The organism is Streptomyces sp. NPDC052109, from assembly GCF_040680195.1.
Taxonomy (GTDB): domain Bacteria; phylum Actinomycetota; class Actinomycetes; order Streptomycetales; family Streptomycetaceae; genus Streptomyces.
Genome location: NZ_JBFAWF010000010.1, coordinates 52425 through 69592, shown reverse-complemented (window position 1 = coordinate 69592; position 17168 = coordinate 52425). Strand labels below are relative to the sequence as shown.

Annotated in this window: 21 protein-coding genes; 9 read left to right on the top strand and 12 right to left on the bottom strand. The window is 72.0% G+C overall.

The window, feature by feature from the left end; translation table 11 throughout:
* The first annotated feature begins 5 nt into the window (after positions 1–5).
* Positions 6–650, top strand: coding sequence for a hypothetical protein (locus AB0L59_RS21370; RefSeq protein ID WP_365585884.1), 645 nt, complete (start codon positions 6–8; stop codon positions 648–650).
* A 27-nt stretch (positions 651–677) separates the two neighbouring features.
* The gene (locus AB0L59_RS21365; RefSeq protein WP_365585881.1) at positions 678–1781 is read left to right on the top strand and encodes a GNAT family N-acetyltransferase; all 1104 of its coding nucleotides are present in this window, start codon (positions 678–680) and stop codon (positions 1779–1781) included.
* Here AB0L59_RS21365 and AB0L59_RS21360 read toward each other — a convergent pair.
* A complete protein-coding gene (locus tag AB0L59_RS21360) occupies positions 1763–2044 on the bottom strand; it encodes a DUF4031 domain-containing protein (RefSeq protein ID WP_365585878.1) in 282 nt (93 codons plus the stop codon). The genes AB0L59_RS21365 and AB0L59_RS21360 overlap by 19 nt on opposite strands.
* On the bottom strand, positions 2041–2424 hold the full coding sequence (locus AB0L59_RS21355) for a hypothetical protein (protein ID WP_365585876.1): 384 nt from the start codon (positions 2422–2424) through the stop codon (positions 2041–2043). The genes AB0L59_RS21360 and AB0L59_RS21355 overlap by 4 nt, the downstream gene beginning before the upstream one ends.
* 56 nt (positions 2425–2480) lie before the next feature.
* On the opposite strand from AB0L59_RS21355, the gene AB0L59_RS21350 reads away from it, so the two are divergent.
* From AB0L59_RS21350 to AB0L59_RS21335, 4 genes are all read left to right on the top strand, one after another.
* On the top strand, positions 2481–3386 hold the full coding sequence (locus AB0L59_RS21350) for a MurR/RpiR family transcriptional regulator (RefSeq protein ID WP_365585873.1): 906 nt from the start codon (positions 2481–2483) through the stop codon (positions 3384–3386).
* A gap of 46 nt (positions 3387–3432) precedes the next feature.
* The gene (gene murQ, locus AB0L59_RS21345) at positions 3433–4356 is read left to right on the top strand and encodes an N-acetylmuramic acid 6-phosphate etherase (protein ID WP_365585870.1); all 924 of its coding nucleotides are present in this window, start codon (positions 3433–3435) and stop codon (positions 4354–4356) included.
* 16 nt (positions 4357–4372) lie between these two features.
* The gene (locus AB0L59_RS21340; RefSeq protein ID WP_365585868.1) at positions 4373–5773 is read left to right on the top strand and encodes a PTS transporter subunit EIIC; all 1401 of its coding nucleotides are present in this window, start codon (positions 4373–4375) and stop codon (positions 5771–5773) included.
* Between the two features lie 102 nt (positions 5774–5875).
* Complete coding sequence (locus AB0L59_RS21335; protein ID WP_365585865.1) at positions 5876–6139, top strand: hypothetical protein; 264 nt, start codon at positions 5876–5878, stop codon at positions 6137–6139.
* On the opposite strand, the gene AB0L59_RS21330 is transcribed toward AB0L59_RS21335, so the two are convergent.
* Positions 6112–6762 (bottom strand): methyltransferase domain-containing protein, encoded by a 651-nt coding sequence (locus AB0L59_RS21330; RefSeq protein WP_365586293.1) that lies wholly within the window; start codon positions 6760–6762, stop codon positions 6112–6114. The genes AB0L59_RS21335 and AB0L59_RS21330 overlap by 28 nt on opposite strands.
* 43 nt (positions 6763–6805) lie before the next feature.
* Here AB0L59_RS21330 and AB0L59_RS21325 point away from each other — a divergent pair, with 43 nt between their 5' ends.
* Positions 6806–7381, top strand: coding sequence for a hypothetical protein (locus AB0L59_RS21325; RefSeq protein ID WP_365586290.1), 576 nt, complete (start codon positions 6806–6808; stop codon positions 7379–7381).
* A 101-nt stretch (positions 7382–7482) separates the two neighbouring features.
* Here AB0L59_RS21325 and AB0L59_RS21320 read toward each other — a convergent pair whose 3' ends face one another.
* The 4 genes from AB0L59_RS21320 to AB0L59_RS21305 form a co-directional block, all read right to left on the bottom strand.
* Positions 7483–9036 carry a carboxylesterase family protein gene (locus AB0L59_RS21320; RefSeq protein ID WP_365585862.1) on the bottom strand — a complete coding sequence of 518 codons (1554 nt, stop codon included), beginning with the start codon at positions 9034–9036 and terminating at the stop codon, positions 7483–7485.
* A 63-nt stretch (positions 9037–9099) separates the two neighbouring features.
* Complete coding sequence (locus AB0L59_RS21315; RefSeq protein WP_365585859.1) at positions 9100–10224, bottom strand: NADH:flavin oxidoreductase; 1125 nt, start codon at positions 10222–10224, stop codon at positions 9100–9102.
* Between the two features lie 115 nt (positions 10225–10339).
* Positions 10340–10552, bottom strand: a complete 213-nt coding sequence (locus AB0L59_RS21310; protein WP_365585857.1) for a hypothetical protein — start codon at positions 10550–10552, stop codon at positions 10340–10342.
* Positions 10549–10782, bottom strand: a complete 234-nt coding sequence (locus AB0L59_RS21305; protein ID WP_365585854.1) for a hypothetical protein — start codon at positions 10780–10782, stop codon at positions 10549–10551. Before AB0L59_RS21305 ends, AB0L59_RS21310 begins: the two co-directional genes overlap by 4 nt.
* 115 nt (positions 10783–10897) lie before the next feature.
* On the opposite strand from AB0L59_RS21305, the gene AB0L59_RS21300 reads away from it, so the two are divergent.
* Together AB0L59_RS21300 and AB0L59_RS21295 are read left to right on the top strand one after the other, a co-directional pair.
* Positions 10898–11737 (top strand): helix-turn-helix transcriptional regulator, encoded by an 840-nt coding sequence (locus tag AB0L59_RS21300; protein ID WP_365585852.1) that lies wholly within the window; start codon positions 10898–10900, stop codon positions 11735–11737.
* Complete coding sequence (locus tag AB0L59_RS21295) at positions 11721–11921, top strand: DUF397 domain-containing protein (RefSeq protein WP_365585849.1); 201 nt, start codon at positions 11721–11723, stop codon at positions 11919–11921. The genes AB0L59_RS21300 and AB0L59_RS21295 overlap by 17 nt, the downstream gene beginning before the upstream one ends.
* On the opposite strand, the gene AB0L59_RS21290 is transcribed toward AB0L59_RS21295, so the two are convergent.
* The 5 genes from AB0L59_RS21290 to thrC all read right to left on the bottom strand — a co-directional run bounded on the left by AB0L59_RS21290 (position 11897) and on the right by thrC (position 17162).
* Positions 11897–12757 (bottom strand): hypothetical protein, encoded by an 861-nt coding sequence (locus AB0L59_RS21290; RefSeq protein ID WP_365585846.1) that lies wholly within the window; start codon positions 12755–12757, stop codon positions 11897–11899. The two genes, AB0L59_RS21295 and AB0L59_RS21290, sit on opposite strands and share 25 nt — an antisense overlap.
* A 244-nt stretch (positions 12758–13001) precedes the next feature.
* Positions 13002–14624 (bottom strand): chaperonin GroEL, encoded by a 1623-nt coding sequence (gene groL, locus AB0L59_RS21285; RefSeq protein ID WP_014673417.1) that lies wholly within the window; start codon positions 14622–14624, stop codon positions 13002–13004.
* A 344-nt stretch (positions 14625–14968) separates the two neighbouring features.
* Positions 14969–15175, bottom strand: a complete 207-nt coding sequence (locus AB0L59_RS21280; protein ID WP_019057200.1) for a cold-shock protein — start codon at positions 15173–15175, stop codon at positions 14969–14971.
* A 431-nt stretch (positions 15176–15606) separates the two neighbouring features.
* Positions 15607–15882 carry a ubiquitin-like small modifier protein 1 gene (locus AB0L59_RS21275; RefSeq protein ID WP_365585843.1) on the bottom strand — a complete coding sequence of 92 codons (276 nt, stop codon included), beginning with the start codon at positions 15880–15882 and terminating at the stop codon, positions 15607–15609.
* Positions 15879–17162: a threonine synthase gene (thrC, locus tag AB0L59_RS21270; protein ID WP_365585839.1), complete on the bottom strand. Its 1284-nt coding sequence runs from the start codon at positions 17160–17162 to the stop codon at positions 15879–15881. The genes AB0L59_RS21275 and thrC overlap by 4 nt, the downstream gene beginning before the upstream one ends.
* Positions 17163–17168: the final 6 nt, after the last annotated feature.

Sequence of the window (17168 nt, the reverse complement as noted above, 5' to 3'; positions counted from 1 at the left end):
ACGCCATGGCCGATCTCGACGACCTGCGTTCCCGCTGGGTGCGTGCCCTGCTCGCGACACGGGACGACCCCTGCCACCCGGATCCGTACCGGTACGCCGATGCCCTGCTGCGCCGCTGGCAGGAGCCGCAGCGCCGGTACCACACCGTCGAGCATCTGGCGGCGGTCCTCGACCGCGTCGACGTGCTCGAGAGGTACGCGGACGACCCGGATGCCGTACGCCTGGCCGCCTGGTTCCACGACGCCGTCTATCTGCCCGACCGGTCGTCGAACGAGGAGCGCTCCGCCCGCCTCGCCGAACGCGCCCTGCCCGAGGCCGGCGTCGGGCAGGACAAGACCGCCGAGGTGGCCCGCCTGGTCCGGCTCACCATCACGCACGACCCGGCCGACGACGACCGCGACGGCCAGGTGCTGTGCGACGCCGACCTCGCGATCCTGGCCGCGCCCCCGTCGGCGTACGCGGCGTACACCGCCGAGGTGCGCGAGGAGTACCACTTCGTGCCGAACGACGCCTTCCGCGAGGGGCGTTCGGCGATTCTGCGCCAACTCCTCGGTCTGCCACGGCTGTTCCGCACCCCCTACGGGCAGGAGCACTGGGAGGCCACCGCCCGCTACAACCTCTCCGCGGAGCTGGAAATGCTGTCGACCTGAGGGGACCGGCGCCCTAGGGTTCGCCCCATGCGACCGATAAACGGGGACGATGTGACCGAGGCGGTGGCCGGCTGCACGGCGGCCCTGCGCGTGGCGGTGGACCGGGACTGGAGGGCCGTACGGGCCGGGCGGCTGGAGTGGGACTGCCACGCCACCGCTGTCCATGTCGCCGACGACCTGATCGCCTATGCCGCCAACCTGGCCGGACGCGCGCAGGACGGCTACCTCCCCTTCGAGCTCACCCTCGACGAGGGCACCGGCAACGCGGGCCTGCTGCACGTCATCGAGACGACCGGCGCCCTGCTCGCCGCCGCCGTCCGCACCGCCCCGCCCGGCGTCCGCGCCTTCCACCCCTACCCCTTCCGCAGCGCGGACGCCGAGGGCTTCGCCGCGATGGGCATCGCCGAAGTGCTGCTGCACACGCATGACATGGCCAAGGGCCTTGGCATCCCCTACGAGCCGCCGGCCGAGCTCGTCGCCTCCCTCCTGGCCTGCCTCTTCCCGCACGTCCAGCCCGGCGCCGCCCCCTGGCCGACCCTGCTGTGGGCCACCGGCCGCGGCGAGCTGTCCGGCCGCACCCCGGTCACCGAGTGGCGCTGGCGCAACAACCTCGTCATCCCGGCCGAGCGCATCACCCTCACTGGCCTGCGCCCGGCCGCCGCCCACGATCTGCGCCTGGGCGGCGACGGCGGCTTCACCTGGCTCGACGGCGGCCCGTACGAGGGCACCCGGGAGGCCGCGTCCTTCCTGCTGAAGGCGTACGAAGCGGGCGTGCACCGGCCGGAGTTCGGGGTCTTCGCGCTCGTCCGGCACGAGGACGGCCGCGCGGTCGGCGGCATCGGCTTCCACGGCGCCCCGAACGAGCAGGGCTGGGTGGAGGTCGGCTACGACGTCGTCGAAGGCGCCCGGGGCCAGGGGTACGCCACCGAGGCGCTGCGCACGCTGACGGACTGGGCGCTGGCCCGCGACGACGTCGAGATGGTGTTCGCGACCATCGAGCACGCCAACGTGCCCTCCCAGCGCGTCGCGTCCCGGGCCGGATTCACCCGGGCGACCGTGGAGGAGGAGCGCCTCGCCCACGACGAGCACGGCCTGGACGACGGGCTGCAGCTCTACGTCCGCCGCGCCTGAGCCCCGTTGCGCTTGCGCCGGCGCAGGCCCGAGGCGAGCAGCAGCCGCACCACCTCGCGGCTGCCTACCTCGACCGCCCCTGCCGCCACCGCGTCGGCGTACCGGTGCGAGGGAAGGTCGTAGTGGTCGCGCTCGAAGGCGCGCCTCGGCACGCCCAGCCGCTCGGCGAACGCGTGGAGTTCGTCGTAGGACACATCACTGACCAGGTGCGACCACATGCGGCCGTGCCCCGGCCAGGCGGGCGGGTCGATGTACAGGGTCACGAGGACGTCATCCCGCCCGTGGCCGGGCCCAGCGAACCCACCGCCGCGACCTTCACGCCCGCCTTGTGGCACACCCAGTGCGGGTCGGGGCCGAGTTCGGGCTCCACGTCCAGTGCGTGCGGATCGCCGGAGCCGCACACCGGGCACAGCGGCCAGCGGCCGTACCGTTCCAGCAGGGCGTCCTGTACGTCCTGGGCGATCAGCCCGGCGACGAAGGACGCGCCTTCCGGCCACTGCTCGACCCACCAGCGCCGCTCGGCGACGGAGTCCTCCACCAGCGAGACCACGTCCGCCTCCGCGACCTCGCCCGCGACCAGATCGGCGAGCACCAGGGCGCGGGCGGCATGCAGGGCCTGCTCAAGAGGACTGATGGGTTCCATACGACCCATTGTGCGCACTCTTGACCACGACACCGAACCGAAAATATCTTTCACCTGTGACCCAGGACGTGAAGGAAAGTTTCGGCAGTCCGGGCGGTTCCCTCGCCGCCAAGGTGCGCACCCTCGCACCGTCCATGACCCGGTCCATGCAGCGGGTCGCGGAGGCCGTCGCGAGCGACCCGGCCGGCTGCGCCGCCCTGACGGTCACCGGCCTCGCCGAACTGACCGGCACCAGCGAGGCCACGGTCGTCCGCACCGCCCGGCTCCTCGGCTATCCCGGTTACCGGGACCTGCGGCTCGCCCTCGCCGGACTCGCCGCGCAGCAGCAGTCGGGACGCGCGCCCGCGATCACGACCGACATCGCGGTGGACGACCCCATCGCCGACGTCGTCACCAAGCTCGCCTACGAGGAGCAGCAGACCCTCGCCGACACGGCCGCCGGACTCGACACCGCGCAGCTCGGCGCCGCCGTGAACGCCCTGGCCGGCGCCCGGCGCGCCGACGTGTACGGCGTGGGGGCCTCGGGGCTCGTCGCCCAGGACCTCACGCAGAAGCTGCTGCGCATAGGGCTGATAGCCCATGCCCACAGCGATCCGCACCTCGCGGTGACCAACGCGGTACAGCTCCGCTCGGGTGACGTGGCGATCGCGATCACCCACTCCGGCTCGACGGGGGACGTCATCGAGCCACTGCGGGTCGCGTTCGAGCACGGGGCCACGACCGTGGCCATCACCGGCCGGCCGGACTCGCCCGTCACCCAGTACGCCGACCACGTACTGACCACGTCCACCTCACGGGAGAGCGAGCTGCGACCGGCCGCGATGTCCTCGCGGACGAGCCAACTGCTCGTGGTGGACTGCCTGTTCGTGGGAGTGGCCCAGCGCACGTACGAGACCGCGGCGCCCGCGCTGGCCGCGTCGTACGAGGCGCTGGCTCACCGGCATCGCACCAGCCACAGGTGAGTAACAGCGCGCACAACGGCACCCAAACCTGAGAGAGCCGCCCCCCATGACCTCCCATGATCTGCGCAGTCAGCTGGCTTCCCTGACCACCGAAGCCTTCCGGCCCGAGCTCGCCGATGTCGACCGTCTGCCCACCCTCGAGATCGCCCGCCTGATGAACACCGAGGACGCCGGTGTGCCCGCCGCCGTGGGCGCCCAGCTTCCCCGTATCGCCGCGGCCATCGACGCCGTCGCCGCACGCATGGCCCGTGGCGGCCGGCTGATCTACGCCGGCGCGGGCACGGCCGGCCGGCTCGGGGTGCTGGACGCCTCCGAGTGCCCGCCCACCTTCAACACCGATCCCGCGCAGGTCGTCGGGCTGATCGCGGGCGGCCCGGAGGCGATGGTGACCTCCGTCGAGGGCGCGGAGGACTCCCCGGAGCTGGCCCGCCGGGACCTGGACGCGCTGAAGCTGACCGCTGAGGACACGGTGGTCGGCGTCTCCGCCTCCGGCCGCACCCCCTACGCGATCGGCGCCGTCGAACACGCCCGCGCCCTGGGCGCGCTGACCATCGGCCTGGCCTGCAACGAGCACAGCGCGCTCGCGGCCGCCGCCGAGCACGGCATCGAGGTGGTCGTCGGCCCCGAGCTGATCGCCGGCTCCACCCGGCTGAAGGCCGGTACTGCCCAGAAGCTGGTCCTGAACATGCTCTCGACCATCACGATGATCCGGCTCGGCAAGACCTACGGGAACCTGATGGTCGACGTCCGGGCGTCCAACGACAAGCTCCGGGCCCGCTCCCGCCGGATCGTCGCGCTGGCCACCGGAGTGGGCGACGACGAGATCGAGCGGGCCCTGACCGAGTCCGGCGGCGAGGTGAAGAACGCGATCCTGGCGCTCCTCGCCGGTGTCGACGGCCCGACGGCCGCCCGCCTTCTGGAGGAGTCCGGCGGCCATCTGCGCGCCGCGCTGGCGCACGCGCCCCGCTGACCCGCACGCTCGGGGCGTGCGCAACGACCCCGCCGCCACCGCGGCCGCCGTCCTCGCCCTGGTCGGCGGCCCGGCCAACGTCACCTCCGTGGCCCACTGCGTGACCCGCCTCCGGCTGACCCTCGCCGACCCGGCGGTGGCCGACGACGAGGGGCTGCGGGCCCTTCCCGGCGTCCTCGGGGTGGTGTCCGACGGCCCGGGCCGGCAGGTCGTGCTGGGCCCGGGGGTGGTGGAGGCGGTCACGGCGGAGGTGGAGACGCTGGTCGCCGCCGGGCCACGGGAGGACCGCGGGGCCCGGCTGAAGGAGGAGCTCCGGCGGCGCAACGCCACCCCGGTCAAGGCCGCCCTGCGCCGGGTCGCGAACGTCTTCGTCCCGCTGATCCCCGCACTGATCGGCTGCGGCGTCCTCTCCGGTCTCAACGGCCTGCTGCTGAACGCCGGTTGGCTGGCCGCCCTGACACCGGCCCTCTCCTCGATCGCCTCCGGGTTCCTGGCGCTGATCGCGGTGTTCGTCGGCCACAACACGGCCAAGGAGTTCGGCGGGACGCCCGTCCTGGGCGGCGCGGTCGCGGCCGTGGTCGTCCACCCGGGCGTGACGAAGGTGACGGTGTTCGGCACGCACCTCGCTCCCGGCCAGGGCGGCGTGCTCGGCGCGCTCGCGGCGGCGCTGCTCGCGACCCGGGTGGAGAGGTGGGTACGGGGCCGGGTGCCGGGCGCGCTGGACGTCCTGCTCACCCCCGCGGTCACCGTGCTGGTGTCCGGCCTGGTGACGCTGTACGGCCTGATGTACGCGGCCGGCGCGGTGGCCTCCGCGATCGGCACGGCGACGAACTGGCTGCTCGCGACCGCCGGAGCCGTGGCCGGACTCGTCCTCGGCGGCCTCTTCCTGCCGCTGGTCATGCTGGGCCTGCACCAGGCCCTCATCCCCGTCCACACCACCCTCATCGAACAGCAGGGCTACACCGTCCTGCTGCCCCTGCTGGCCATGGCGGGCGCGGGCCAGGTCGGCGCGGCGCTCGCGGTGTACGTCCGGCTGCGCCACGACGTCTCCCTGCGGACGACGATCCGCTCGGCGCTCCCGGCCGGCCTGCTGGGCGTCGGCGAACCACTGATCTACGGCGTCTCGCTCCCCCTCGGCCGGCCGTTCCTGACCGCCTGCGCGGGCGGCGCGGCGGGCGGCGCGTTCGTCGGCTTCTTCGCGACACTCGGCACCCGGGTGGGCGCGACCGCGATCGGTCCCTCGGGCTGGGCCCTGTTCCCGCTGCTGACGGGAAACCGGGGCGCGGGGCCGGCGGCGGCGATCTACGCGGGCGGCCTGCTCACGGGGTACGCGGTCGGTTTCGCGGCGACGTACTTCTTCGGGCTGACGGACGTCGTGCACGGTTCAGGGAAAGTCAGGACGGCCGACGGGAGTTGACGCCGGATGCCCCGCACCGGACACCTGCGGGCCACCGGCCGCAGCGGGCCCGGCCGGCCGTATCCGCGTGACGCGCCGTGGGGTCGGGTCGTTTGCCCGGGCATGATGAAGAAGCTCCTGGCCACCGCCGCCCTCACGGTCTCCGCCGCCGCCCTGGCCGGCCCCGCGCACGCCGCCGTGGCCGCCCCCGCGCACCCCGACGGCGAGTGGACCGCCGCCGACACCGCCGCCTGCGCCACCGACCTCGTCGTCATCCCCCTGGTCAATGCCGTGTCCCCCCTGCCGCTGCGCGACCCCGCTCCGGCCTGCGGTGAGGGCAGCCTGATCCATCCGGGCGCTCAGGGAGCCCGCCAGACCAGCGTGTAGCGCCAGAACAGCCGCCGCCGGAACCGGGCCCCGGGAAGCGCCGGGCGGCCTCCCGCTGGACCTCGTCGTAGCTCGTCCCGGGCTCCCGGGTGAGTGCGGTCATGGACCGGCCGGTGCGGGGCCGGCCGCCCGTGGTTCTTCAGCCACCCGGTCAGCGCGTTGAGCGGGATGGCGGCGAGCCCGATCGCGTGGTCGAGCCGGCTCGCGGCCCGCGCACACCCGACGACCACCAGCGTGCCGCCCGGCGCCAGCTCCCGCCGGAGCCGGGCGAGGGTCTCGGCGAAGGGCAGGTGATGCAGCACGGCGACACAGGTGATGACGTCGTACGGGCCGGGCGGCAGACCGTCCGGGGCGGAGCAGAGGGTGTAGGTGACACAGGCGGCCTGTCCCGTCAGCTCCCGGGCCGAGGCGAGGATTTCGGGGTCGGCGTCCACCCCGACGACCGACTCCGCGCGTGGGGCCAGCGTCCGGGCCAGGTCACCGCTGCCGCACCCGACGTCCAGGGCGGAGCGGAAGCGGCGGGGCAGCTGCCGTAGCAGCCAGCGGTGGTAGTGCGCGTTGTGGTCCCAGGGGTATGTGGCGTTGAAGCGATGCAGTGCGGCTGTCAGGAGGCGCGGCAGCATGATCACGCCCCCGTTCTACACGAACGCGCTACCGTCGAACACCATGAACCACACCCAGCTCGCCGCCCTCGGACGGGCGCTCCGGCTCCTCGGGGAACACGGGGAGGCGCTGAGCGCAGACACCCCGGACGCCCGGCTGCACGAGATCAAGGCCGATCTGCGCCGGGCGCTGGACCTGGTGGAGGAGAGCGTAGGGAGCGGCGCGCCCAGCACTCGGTGTGCCGAGCACCCGCAGGGGCCCGTCGACGAGAGCGCGCCCGATCTGTGCCTGCTCTGCGAGACCCGGCGCCGGGCCGCCCGGCGGTCGGAGTTCGGCGGCAGGCCGAGTCCCACCGGGCCGGCGGCCGGCGCGCCCTCCCGCTACGGCGTCCGCGCCGACCGTCCCCAGCCGCAGCAGCGCTGGCTGCCGGAGGCGTGGAACGGACAGGAGTGGCAGCTGTGCGGGACACCGCGCAGGGACCGGCGCGAGGCCGAGGCGTATCTCGCCGCCCAGCGGCGCGGATCACGGCCCGCGATGGCCTACCGCCTCGTGCACGAGTTCACCGACTACGAGGTGCTGCGGGTGTGGGGCACGCCCGTGCACGTCGACATCGAGCCGATGGGAGGCCTGGGCCTCTAGGGCCTGTCGTCGAACTCCCGTCGTCCGCCCGGAGGGCGGGCCTCGTGGCGTCAGTGCGTGCTCTCGGCGTGCCGGGCAGGCGGGAGTTCGGACGACAAGGCCTAGCCGAGCAGGGGCAGAGGGCGGAAGTCGTACCCCTCCCACAGGCGTCGGCTGCGCTCCTCCGGATAGGCCGTGACCGTCGGCTCCGCGTCCAGTATCTGCACCAGGCGGGCCTCGGTGTCGTACGCCGGCCAGCCCGGGTCGCCGGTCCGGGCGAAGGACGTCCACGCGCGGCGGAAGCGGGACGACAGCTGCTTCGCCTCGGCCGGTATGTCCACCCCGGCGAAGAGCAGCCTCCCCAGGTCGGCGCGGTAGCCGCCGAAGAGCAGGGTGACGTCCAGGGTGTGGCAGGCGCCCAGTGCGCCGCCGCCGCCGGGGGCCGGCCAGGTCAATTCGTAGACGTGGGCGCTGCCGCCACCCGCGATCTGGGCCTCGGCCAGCCGCAGGGTCGGCATCGCGAACAGCCAGTCCGTCTGGACCCGTTCGTACAGCGCGGACGGGGAGGCGTCCGGGAAGGCGGAGCGGTAGGCCCGCTCGCCCGCCTCGCCGCCCGGGGCCAGCAGGCGCAGGGCGGCGGTCACCTGCTCGTCCGTGATCCTGCCCAGCCTGTCGGCCAGGGCGAGGAACAGCCGGGTCTCGTCGCGGTTGTGGCCGACCAGGAGGTCCACCTCCCGGGCCGACCCCGCCGCCAGCGCCTGCCAGGGCGTGGTGGGCAGGACGTCGCCGTCGACGACCGGTGAGAAGGGCGTGACCGTCGGTGCCGCCTGGCCCCAGCGGTCCGTACGCGGGGCCATCTTTGCGCTCAACGCCTGCCCGGCGGCGGTGAGTCGGCGTGGGTCGACGGTGGCCAGGTCCGCCGCCGTGGGCTTGCCCCCCGCCTCGGCCGCGAGCGCCCGCGCCAGGTCCCGCGCCAGCTCGTCGGAGAAGAACGTGCCGGGCACGCTCTGGGCCACCGCCCGCCGGAACAGACCGCGGGCCCCCGGCATCGCCAGCAGCGAGGCGATCGAACCCGCCCCGGCCGACTCGCCGAAGACGGTGACCAGGTCGGGGTCGCCGCCGAACCCCTCGATGTTCGCCCGCACCCACTCCAGGGCGGCCACCTGGTCCAGCAGGCCGCGGTTCGCCGGTGCGCCGTCCAGACGGGTGAAGCCCTCGACGCCCACCCGGTAGTTGAAGCTGACCATGACCACGTGACGGTCCCGGGCGATGCGCTGCGCGTCGTAGGCCGGCTGGCCGGCGTGGCCCATCTTGTACGAGCCGCCGTAGATCCACACCATGACCGGACGGCGGGCGGACGGGTCCGCCTCGGGCGTCCACACGTTGACGGTGAGCCAGTCGTCGCCCGTGGGGCCGGCCGCCGCGCCCGGACGGCCCTGGACGCCGAGGTCCTGCGGAGGGGGCGGCCCGAACGCGTACGCCTCCCGGGTGCCGTCCCAGGGGCGGGGCGGCCGGGGGGCCTGGAACCGGGCCTCACCGACCGGGGGCGCGGCGAAGGGGATGCCCCGGAAGACCGCCAGACCGTCCTCGTGGCGGCCGCGCACCGCCCCGGAGACGGTGCGCACCACGGGTCCGGCGGTCTCCGCCGGCCGGGCCTGTGCCTCGCTCGTCGTCATGTTCGCTCCTCACTGGTCGTCAGGGGAACGGACGACGACGATCACAAGTGCCCGGCGGGGGGGTCAGCTGAGGGTCTTCACCGCGGCCGCGTCGTACGGCTTCAGCTCGTCGAGGCGGTCGGCGAGCACCTTGGCCGCCCACTCCGGGTCCTGGAGCAGCGCGCGGCCGACGGCGACCATGTCGAACTCCTCGGCCTCCAGCCGGTCGAGGAGGTTGTCGATGCCCTTGACCTCGGAGCCCTGGCCCTGGAAGGCGCCCAGGAACTCGCCGTCCAGGCCCACCGAGCCGACGGTGATGACCTGCTTGCCGGTGATCTTCTTGGTCCAGCCGGCCAGGTTCAGGTCCGACCCGTCGAACTCCGGCACCCAGTAGCGGCGGGTGGAGGCGTGGAAGACGTCGACGCCGGCCGCGGCGAGCGGGGTCAGGATGGCCTCCAGCTCCTCGGGGGTCTCGGCGAGCCGGGCGGTGTAGTCCTGCTGCTTCCACTGCGAGTAGCGGAAGATGACGGGGAAGTCGGCGGAGACCGCCTCGCGGACCGCGGCGACGATCTCCGCGGCGAACTTGGTGCGGGCCACCGGGTCGCCGCCGTAGGCGTCCGTGCGGCGGTTGGTGCCCTCCCACAGGAACTGGTCGACGAGGTAGCCGTGGGCGCCGTGAAGCTCCACGCCGTCGAAGCCGATGCGCTCGGCGGCCGCCGCGGCCTCGGCGAACGCGCCGATGACGGCGTCCAGGTCCGCCTGCGTCATCGCCTTGCCGGTGGGCTCGGCGTCCGCCGTGACCAGGCCGGACGGGCCCATCGCGGGGGCCTCCGGGTACGGGGCGTCGCCGTCCTTGCGGACCATGCCGATGTGCCAGAGCTGCGGGACGATGGTGCCACCCGCCGCGTGCACGTCCTCGGCTACCTTGGCCCAGCCCGCCAGCTGCTCCTCCCCGTGGAACCGCGGCACGCGATCGCTCTGGCCTGCCGACTCGTGACCCACGTACGTGCCCTCGGTGACGATCAGCCCGACGCCGGCGGCGGCACGGCGGGCGTAGTACGAGCGCACGGCCTCGTCCGGGACGCCCCCCGGGGAGAACATGCGGGTCATCGGCGCCATCACGATCCGGTTCGGAACGGTGAGACCGTTGAGCGCGATCGGGCGGGACAGAAGCTGGGCCGCGCGGGAGGCGGGCGTCGTCACGGTCACGTGGGGGCTCCTCGGGGGAAGGGTCTGTTAACCAGTCGGTATGTGAGCACGCATTGTTGCAGCTCCTTAAGTAATCGCCTATGCGCTGCCCCACATTCCGGCCCCCGGGAGGCCTTTACGTGACGCCGCTCACACTCTCCCGATTCAGTCGCCGGACCCGCTCCCGCAGCACCTCGTCCGGCGGCGCCTCCCCCAGCTCCTGAGGCGGACAGTCCCACTCCCGGCCACCGCCGACGGGCCGGAGCTGGACGTACCCGCCTACCCGCGCCATGACCTCGCCGATCCGCCCGTTCCGCAGGTCGACGGCGTACACGGGTGCACGGCTCACGCGTCACCGCCCTTCACGCGAAGGGCCGCCGCCAGCCGGGAGGCCACGCCCAGGTTGCATCGGCCCAGGTCGACCAGGGCGTACGGATGCCCGTGGGCGCCGGTCACCGGATCGATCCGCAGCGACGGCAGGACGATCCCGACGCCGCGCAGGGCTTCACGCAGCCGCTCCACCGCTTCCTCGGCACTCCGGGCGGGCCGCTCGTCCGCCGTCGTTTCCTTCATCTCCATTGCGCCAATTCCTCCACGCTGAGTGTTCGCGTTCACCACACAGAGTGGCCGTCAGCGCTCTAACCTGGCCAGACACGGCGTCCCAACAGACTCTGCTGTCGGACCAGGAGTTGCCATGGCAGGACCGAAGGACCTCGACCCCTCGACATCGCCGCGGGCCTTACTGGGCGCCGAGTTACGGCATGCCCGTGAGCGAAAGGGGCTGAGTCAGGAGCAGTTGGGCCAGCGGCTGTTCGTGAGCGGGTCGTTCATCGGGCAGCTGGAGGCGGGGACCCGGCGGATGCAGCCGGAGTTCGCGCGGATGCTGGACGAGGTGCTGGGGACGGGGGGTTTCTTCTCGCGGAACTGCAGGGCGGCGGCCAAATCGAAGTACGAGGAGCACTTCGAGGTGGTCGCGGAGGCGGAGGCTCAGGCCACGGCGATCCGGGAGTACACGCCGCTGCTGATCCCTGGGCTGCTGCAGACGGCCGCGTACGCACGGGCCGTGAACCGCGCATACGACCCGATGGCACCGGAGGAGACCATCGAGGAGTGGACGGAAGGCCGACTGCAGCGGATCCGTCTACTCGACCACCCAACAAAGCCGTTGTTGTGGGCTGTGCTTGACGAGGCGGCGTTGCGCCGAGAGGCCGGTAGCCGGGCAGTGATGGCGGAGGCCCTGCACCACATCGCCGGACTGGCCGGCCGGAGCCGGGTCATCGTGCAGGTACTGCCCTTCAGCGCGGGGGCGCACGCCGCAATGCAGGGTGCCCTGAAGCTGATGGAGTTCGCGGACGCCGCTCCGCTGGTCTACTTCGAGGGGGTGCGCAACCGGCGGCTGGAGGACGACCCGGCCACCGTCACCCAACTGAGGCTTGTGTACGACCTCCTCGTGGCCCAGGCGCTCTCACGAGAGAAGTCCCTGGCTCTGATTGAGGCGTTGGCGCAGAATTACGCCCATGAGGAACACCCCTGACCACGAGGTGAGCTGGCGCAAGTCGACGTACAGCACCGGCGGCGACAACTGCCTGGAAGTCGCCGACGCCCACCCCACCCTCATCCCCGTCCGCGACTCCAAAACCCCCCAGGGGCCGAGGCTCGTCTTCCGGCCGACGGCCTGGTCCGCGTTCGTCGTTCACCTCAAGCGTCCCCGGAGCTGAGTCGCCGCCTGTTCCGTGAACCCCGTCGGTGAGGGATAAGTCGGCAGCTGCGCGGGCACCGTCGAGTCCTTCTTCTCACCGGGCTTGTCGGCGAAGAGCACGACGGTCAGGGTGAGCCGGGCGTCGTAGGCCACGGTCCACACCGTGCGGCGGGTGGTGCCGCCGCCCGCGCCCGCCGTGAACAGGTTCGCCGGAGGGCCGGCGACCGGGGTGGCCTGGCGGCCGCCCCGCACCGGCGCGGCCGCCGCGCGGGCCGTCTTCTCGGGCAGGACCCGGCGGCGCTCGGGGTGCGCGGAGTAGACGGTCCGGCCGTCGCCGGTGATGCCCGTGACGGTGTACGGCGCCGCGTACACGCCGTCGGCCGCGACCGCCGCGTACGCCGACGTGAGCCGCAGCGGTGTGGGCGCGGCCGTCTTCGGCACCGCGGTGAGCGGCGCGCCGAAGCGCATCCCCGCCAGTGGTCCCAGCACCGAGCCCGCCTCCACCGCCCCGCTCACCGCGTCGTTGAAGGGCTGCCGGGCGTAGTCCGACCCGCCGTACAGCACGCGCACCGCTCGGTCGCCCGGTTCGATGCCGACGACCGCGGTGTGCAGCCGTACACCGCCCTTGGCGGACTTAAGACCTTTGACCTGTTCCGCCGTCGAGTCCTGCAGGGGGAGGTCGAAGGTGGTGCGCACGGTGTAGCCGCCGCTCGCCAGCTGGTCCTCGGTGATGCCGGGCCGGTCGGCGGCCTCCTTCGCCGCGACGTCGACCCGGTACTGCCGCTGCCCGTCGGTGGCTCCCGGCGGACAGAACCGGAACGCCGGGAAGCGGGCCTCGGGGAACGCCCGGCTCAACGCCTACTGCCGGCAGGCCGGTTACCGCGGCGGGGGCCGCGAAGAGCGCGAGCCGCAGCCGGGCGGAGCGCCCAAGTCCTTCACCCTGCTGGAGCAGGGGCTGCGGAAGGCAGGGCAGGGGCATCCGGAAGCGGGGCAGGCGGCGCTCGGCACGCCGGCCGAAACGCCCGAGGGCGGCACCCCCAGCCGGAAGCTGGACGTGCCGCCCTCGGTCCGAAGGACAGGCGATCAACCGTCAGGTCGATCAGAAGTCCATGTCACCGCCCGGCATGCCGCCGCCGGCCGGCGCGGCGGCCTTCTCCGGCTTGTCGGCGATGACGGCCTCGGTGGTGAGGAACAGCGCGGCGATGGAGGCGGCGTTCTGCAGGGCAGAGCGGGTCACCTTCGCCGGGTCGATGATGCCCTCGGCGACCAGGTCGACGTACTCGCCGGTCGCGGCGTTCAGGCCGTGGCCCGGGGTCAGGTTGCGCACCTTCTCCACCACGACACCGCCCTCGAGGCCGGCGTTGACGGCGATCTGCTTCAGCGGGGCCTCGAGCGCGATGCGCACGGCGTTGGCGCCGGTCGCCTCGTCACCCTCGAGCTCCAGCTTCTCGAAGACCTGGGAAGCCTGCAGCAGGGCCACGCCACCACCGGCGACGATGCCCTCCTCGACGGCGGCCTTCGCGTTGCGGACGGCGTCCTCGATGCGGTGCTTGCGCTCCTTGAGCTCCACCTCGGTGGCGGCACCGGCCTTGATGACCGCGACACCGCCGGCGAGCTTCGCCAGGCGCTCCTGCAGCTTCTCGCGGTCGTAGTCCGAGTCGCTGTTCTCGATCTCGGCGCGGATCTGGTTCACGCGGCCGTTGACCTGCTCCGAGGAGCCGGCACCGTCGACGATGGTGGTCTCGTCCTTGGTGATGACGACCTTGCGGGCGCGGCCCAGGAGGTCCAGGGTCGCGTTCTCCAGCTTGAGGCCGACCTCCTCGGAGATGACCTCGCCGCCCGTGAGGATGGCGATGTCGCCGAGCATGGCCTTGCGGCGGTCACCGAAGCCCGGGGCCTTGACGGCGACGGACTTGAAGGTGCCGCGGATCTTGTTGACGACCAGGGTCGACAGGGCCTCGCCCTCGACGTCCTCGGCGATGATCAGCAGCGGCTTGCCCGACTGCATGACCTTCTCCAGGAGCGGGAGCAGGTCCTTGACCGAGGAGATCTTGGAGTTGGCGATGAGGATGTACGGGTCCTCGAGCACCGCCTCCATGCGCTCCATGTCGGTCGCGAAGTAGGCGGAGATGTAGCCCTTGTCGAAGCGCATGCCCTCGGTGAGCTCGAGCTCCAGGCCGAAGGTGTTGCTCTCCTCGACGGTGATGACGCCTTCCTTGCCGACCTTGTCCATGGCCTCGGCGATCAGCTCGCCGATCTGGGTGTCGGCGGCGGAGATGGACGCGGTGGAGGCGATCTGCTCCTTGGTCTCGACGTCCTTCGCCTGCTCCAGCAGGGCGGCGGAGACGGCCTCGACGGCCTTCTCGATACCGCGCTTCAGAGCCATCGGGTTGGCACCGGCGGCGACGTTGCGCAGACCTTCCTTGACGAGGGCCTGGGCGAGCACGGTCGCGGTGGTCGTACCGTCACCGGCGACGTCGTCCGTCTTCTTGGCGACTTCCTTGACCAGCTCGGCGCCGATCTTCTCGTACGGGTCCTCGAGCTCGATCTCCTTGGCGATGGAGACACCATCGTTGGTGATCGTGGGGGCGCCCCACTTCTTCTCGAGGACGACGTTGCGGCCCTTGGGGCCGAGCGTCACCTTGACGGCGTCCGCGAGCTGGTTCATGCCGCGCTCGAGGCCGCGCCGCGCCTCCTCGTCGAACGCGATGATCTTGGCCATGTGAAGTGGTCCCTCCAGGACTGGGGGTGATTCCTTCGGACCGCGCCCGCGCCCGCGACGGACGGCTCGCCGGCCGCGTGGTTCCTTGCCCCACTTGGCCCGCGGGCCTCACCGACCCGGTCCTTCACTGTCACTCTCACCTTCAGAGTGCTAACGCCAATGATTAGCACTCGGCATGGTCGAGTGCAAGCGCCTACAGGGGTACGGATCCGTCGTAAGCCGCCCGCGAACACCGGCGACGATCACCGCCCGCCGTCCGGGCACGCCGAAGGGCCCGCACCCTGTGCGAGGTGCGGGCCCTTCGAAGATGAACAGAAGAACGTCGCTGTCAGCCGACGCGTGCTTCAGCTGGTCGCCAGCCGGACCATGTCCGCCTGCGGGCCCTTCTGACCCTGCGAGATCTCGAAGTCGACCCGCTGTCCCTCTTCCAGGGTGCGGTAACCGTCCATCTGGATCGCGCTGTAGTGGACGAAAACATCCGCACCACCGTCGACCGCGATGAAGCCGTACCCCTTCTCCGCGTTGAACCACTTGACGGTGCCCTGAGCCATGCCTAACTCCCCTATTACTGGCCCTTGCACAGATCCACACTTCGCGGACCCGGGTCAGACCTCACCCCCCATGGGACGGGGGCGTGCGCCGGAACGCGTCGACCGCGGCTGAATGTATCTGTCCAACTGCCGTCTGCAACAGGTCAATCGGACGAGAATTCTGGACGGGAACGGTCCGGAATGTAGTGAGAATTCGCCCGAATTCCGGGCAAGTCGGGCCCCATAAAGGGCACAAAAGCCGCATAAAACCCGCACACTTTGGCTACTTCTTGTCGGGCACGCGGCATGAATACAGGGCCCCCGACCCGTCCGGCCGAGAGCGCGTTCCCCAACTCTACCGCGCTCAATCACACAGAATTGCCCCCTCCGCTTCTCTCGCGGAGGGGGCAATTCGATGAACAATGAGTAACTGAAGTTACCCAAGGTAACGATCAACCGCCGGCGACCGCCGGAATGATGGAGACACCGGCGCCGTCCGGGGTCGTGGTCTCCAGCCCCTGCTCGAAGCGGACGTCGTCGTCATTCACGTAGACATTGACGAACCGGCGCAGCTTGCCCTGGTCGTCCAGGACGCGCGCGGCGATCCCGGTGTGGTTCTTCTCCAGGTCCTCGATGACCTCGGCGAGGGTCGCGCCCTCGGCCGTCACCTCGGCCCGGCCCCCGGTGTAGGTGCGCAGGATGGTGGGGATGCGAACGGTCACGCTCATGCGAGGCCAGCCTCTCGGAAGGAGTCCAGGGTCGGGCGGATGGTGGCGGTGAGGCCGGTCCCGGCCACCGCGTCGAGGGTCTTCAGGCCGTCACCGGTGTTGAGGACCACCGTGGTCTTCGTCGGGTCCAGGGCGCCGTCCTTGAGCAGCTTGCGGGTGACGCCGACGGTCACCCCGCCCGCCGTCTCCGCGAAGATGCCCTCGGTGCGGGCCAGCAGCTTGATGGCGTCGACGACTTCCTCGTCCGTGACGTCCTCCACCGCACCGCCGGTGCGGCGCGCGATGTCCAGGACGTACGGCCCGTCGGCCGGGTTGCCGATGGCCAGGGACTTGGCGATCGTGTTCGGCTTCTGGGGCCGCACGACGTCGTGCCCGGCCTTGAAGGCGGTCGACACCGGCGAGCAGCCCTCGGCCTGGGCGCCGAAGATCTTGTACGGCCTGTCCTCGACCAGACCCAGCTTGATCAGCTCCTGCAGCCCCTTGTCGATCTTCGTGAGCTGGGAGCCGGAGGCGATCGGGACCACGATCTGGTCGGGCAGCCGCCAGCCGAGCTGCTCACAGATCTCGTACGCGAGGGTCTTGGAGCCCTCCGCGTAGTACGGCCGCAGATTGACGTTGACGAAGCCCCAGCCCTCGCCGGCCGGGTCGCCGATCAGCTCGGAGCAGAAACGGTTCACGTCGTCGTAGTTGCCCTCGATGCCGACGAGTTCGCCGCCGTAGACGGCGGCCATCACGACCTTGCCCTGCTCCAGGTCGTGCGGGATGAACACGCAGGAGCGGAAGCCGGCCCGGGCCGCGGCGGCGCCGACGGCACCGGCGAGGTTGCCGGTGGAGGAGCAGGACAGGGTGGTGAAGCCGAAGGCGCGCGCGGCCTCCAGGGCCTGGGCGACCACGCGGTCCTTGAAGGAGTGGGTCGGGTTGCCGGAGTCGTCCTTCACGAACAGGCCGCCGGTGACGCCGAGTTCGGCGGCGAGGTTGTCGGCCTTGACGAGCTTGGTCCAGCCCGGGTTCAGGTTCGGCTTGTCGGCCACGTCCGCCGGGACCGGCAGCAGCGGGGCGTACCGCCAGATGTTCGCGGGGCCGGCCTCGATGCGGCGGCGCAGCTCTTCGGTGTCGTAGGCGGAGAAGTCGTAGGCGATCTCCAGCGGGCCGAAACACTCCTCGCAGGCGAACACCGGGCCGAGCGGGACGCGGTGACCGCACTCGCGACAGCTCAGGGCCGCGGCGGGACCGAGGTCGACGGTGGGGGTGCTGGAGCTTGCAACTGTCTGCACAGCCATGGAGGC

Coding starts and splice junctions, on each gene's coding strand:
- AB0L59_RS21370 (WP_365585884.1), top strand. CDS start 6: ATGGCCGATCTCGACGACCTGCGTTCCCGCTGGGTGCGTGCCCTGCTC.
- AB0L59_RS21365 (WP_365585881.1), top strand. CDS start 678: ATGCGACCGATAAACGGGGACGATGTGACCGAGGCGGTGGCCGGCTGC.
- AB0L59_RS21355 (WP_365585876.1), bottom strand. CDS start 2,424: ATGGAACCCATCAGTCCTCTTGAGCAGGCCCTGCATGCCGCCCGCGCC.
- murQ (WP_365585870.1), top strand. CDS start 3,433: ATGACCTCCCATGATCTGCGCAGTCAGCTGGCTTCCCTGACCACCGAA.
- AB0L59_RS21335 (WP_365585865.1), top strand. CDS start 5,876: ATGATGAAGAAGCTCCTGGCCACCGCCGCCCTCACGGTCTCCGCCGCC.
- AB0L59_RS21330 (WP_365586293.1), bottom strand. CDS start 6,762: ATGCTGCCGCGCCTCCTGACAGCCGCACTGCATCGCTTCAACGCCACA.
- AB0L59_RS21325 (WP_365586290.1), top strand. CDS start 6,806: ATGAACCACACCCAGCTCGCCGCCCTCGGACGGGCGCTCCGGCTCCTC.
- AB0L59_RS21320 (WP_365585862.1), bottom strand. CDS start 9,036: ATGACGACGAGCGAGGCACAGGCCCGGCCGGCGGAGACCGCCGGACCC.
- AB0L59_RS21305 (WP_365585854.1), bottom strand. CDS start 10,782: ATGGAGATGAAGGAAACGACGGCGGACGAGCGGCCCGCCCGGAGTGCC.
- AB0L59_RS21300 (WP_365585852.1), top strand. CDS start 10,898: ATGGCAGGACCGAAGGACCTCGACCCCTCGACATCGCCGCGGGCCTTA.
- AB0L59_RS21295 (WP_365585849.1), top strand. CDS start 11,721: ATGAGGAACACCCCTGACCACGAGGTGAGCTGGCGCAAGTCGACGTAC.
- groL (WP_014673417.1), bottom strand. CDS start 14,624: ATGGCCAAGATCATCGCGTTCGACGAGGAGGCGCGGCGCGGCCTCGAG.
- AB0L59_RS21280 (WP_019057200.1), bottom strand. CDS start 15,175: ATGGCTCAGGGCACCGTCAAGTGGTTCAACGCGGAGAAGGGGTACGGC.
- AB0L59_RS21275 (WP_365585843.1), bottom strand. CDS start 15,882: ATGAGCGTGACCGTTCGCATCCCCACCATCCTGCGCACCTACACCGGG.
- thrC (WP_365585839.1), bottom strand. CDS start 17,162: ATGGCTGTGCAGACAGTTGCAAGCTCCAGCACCCCCACCGTCGACCTC.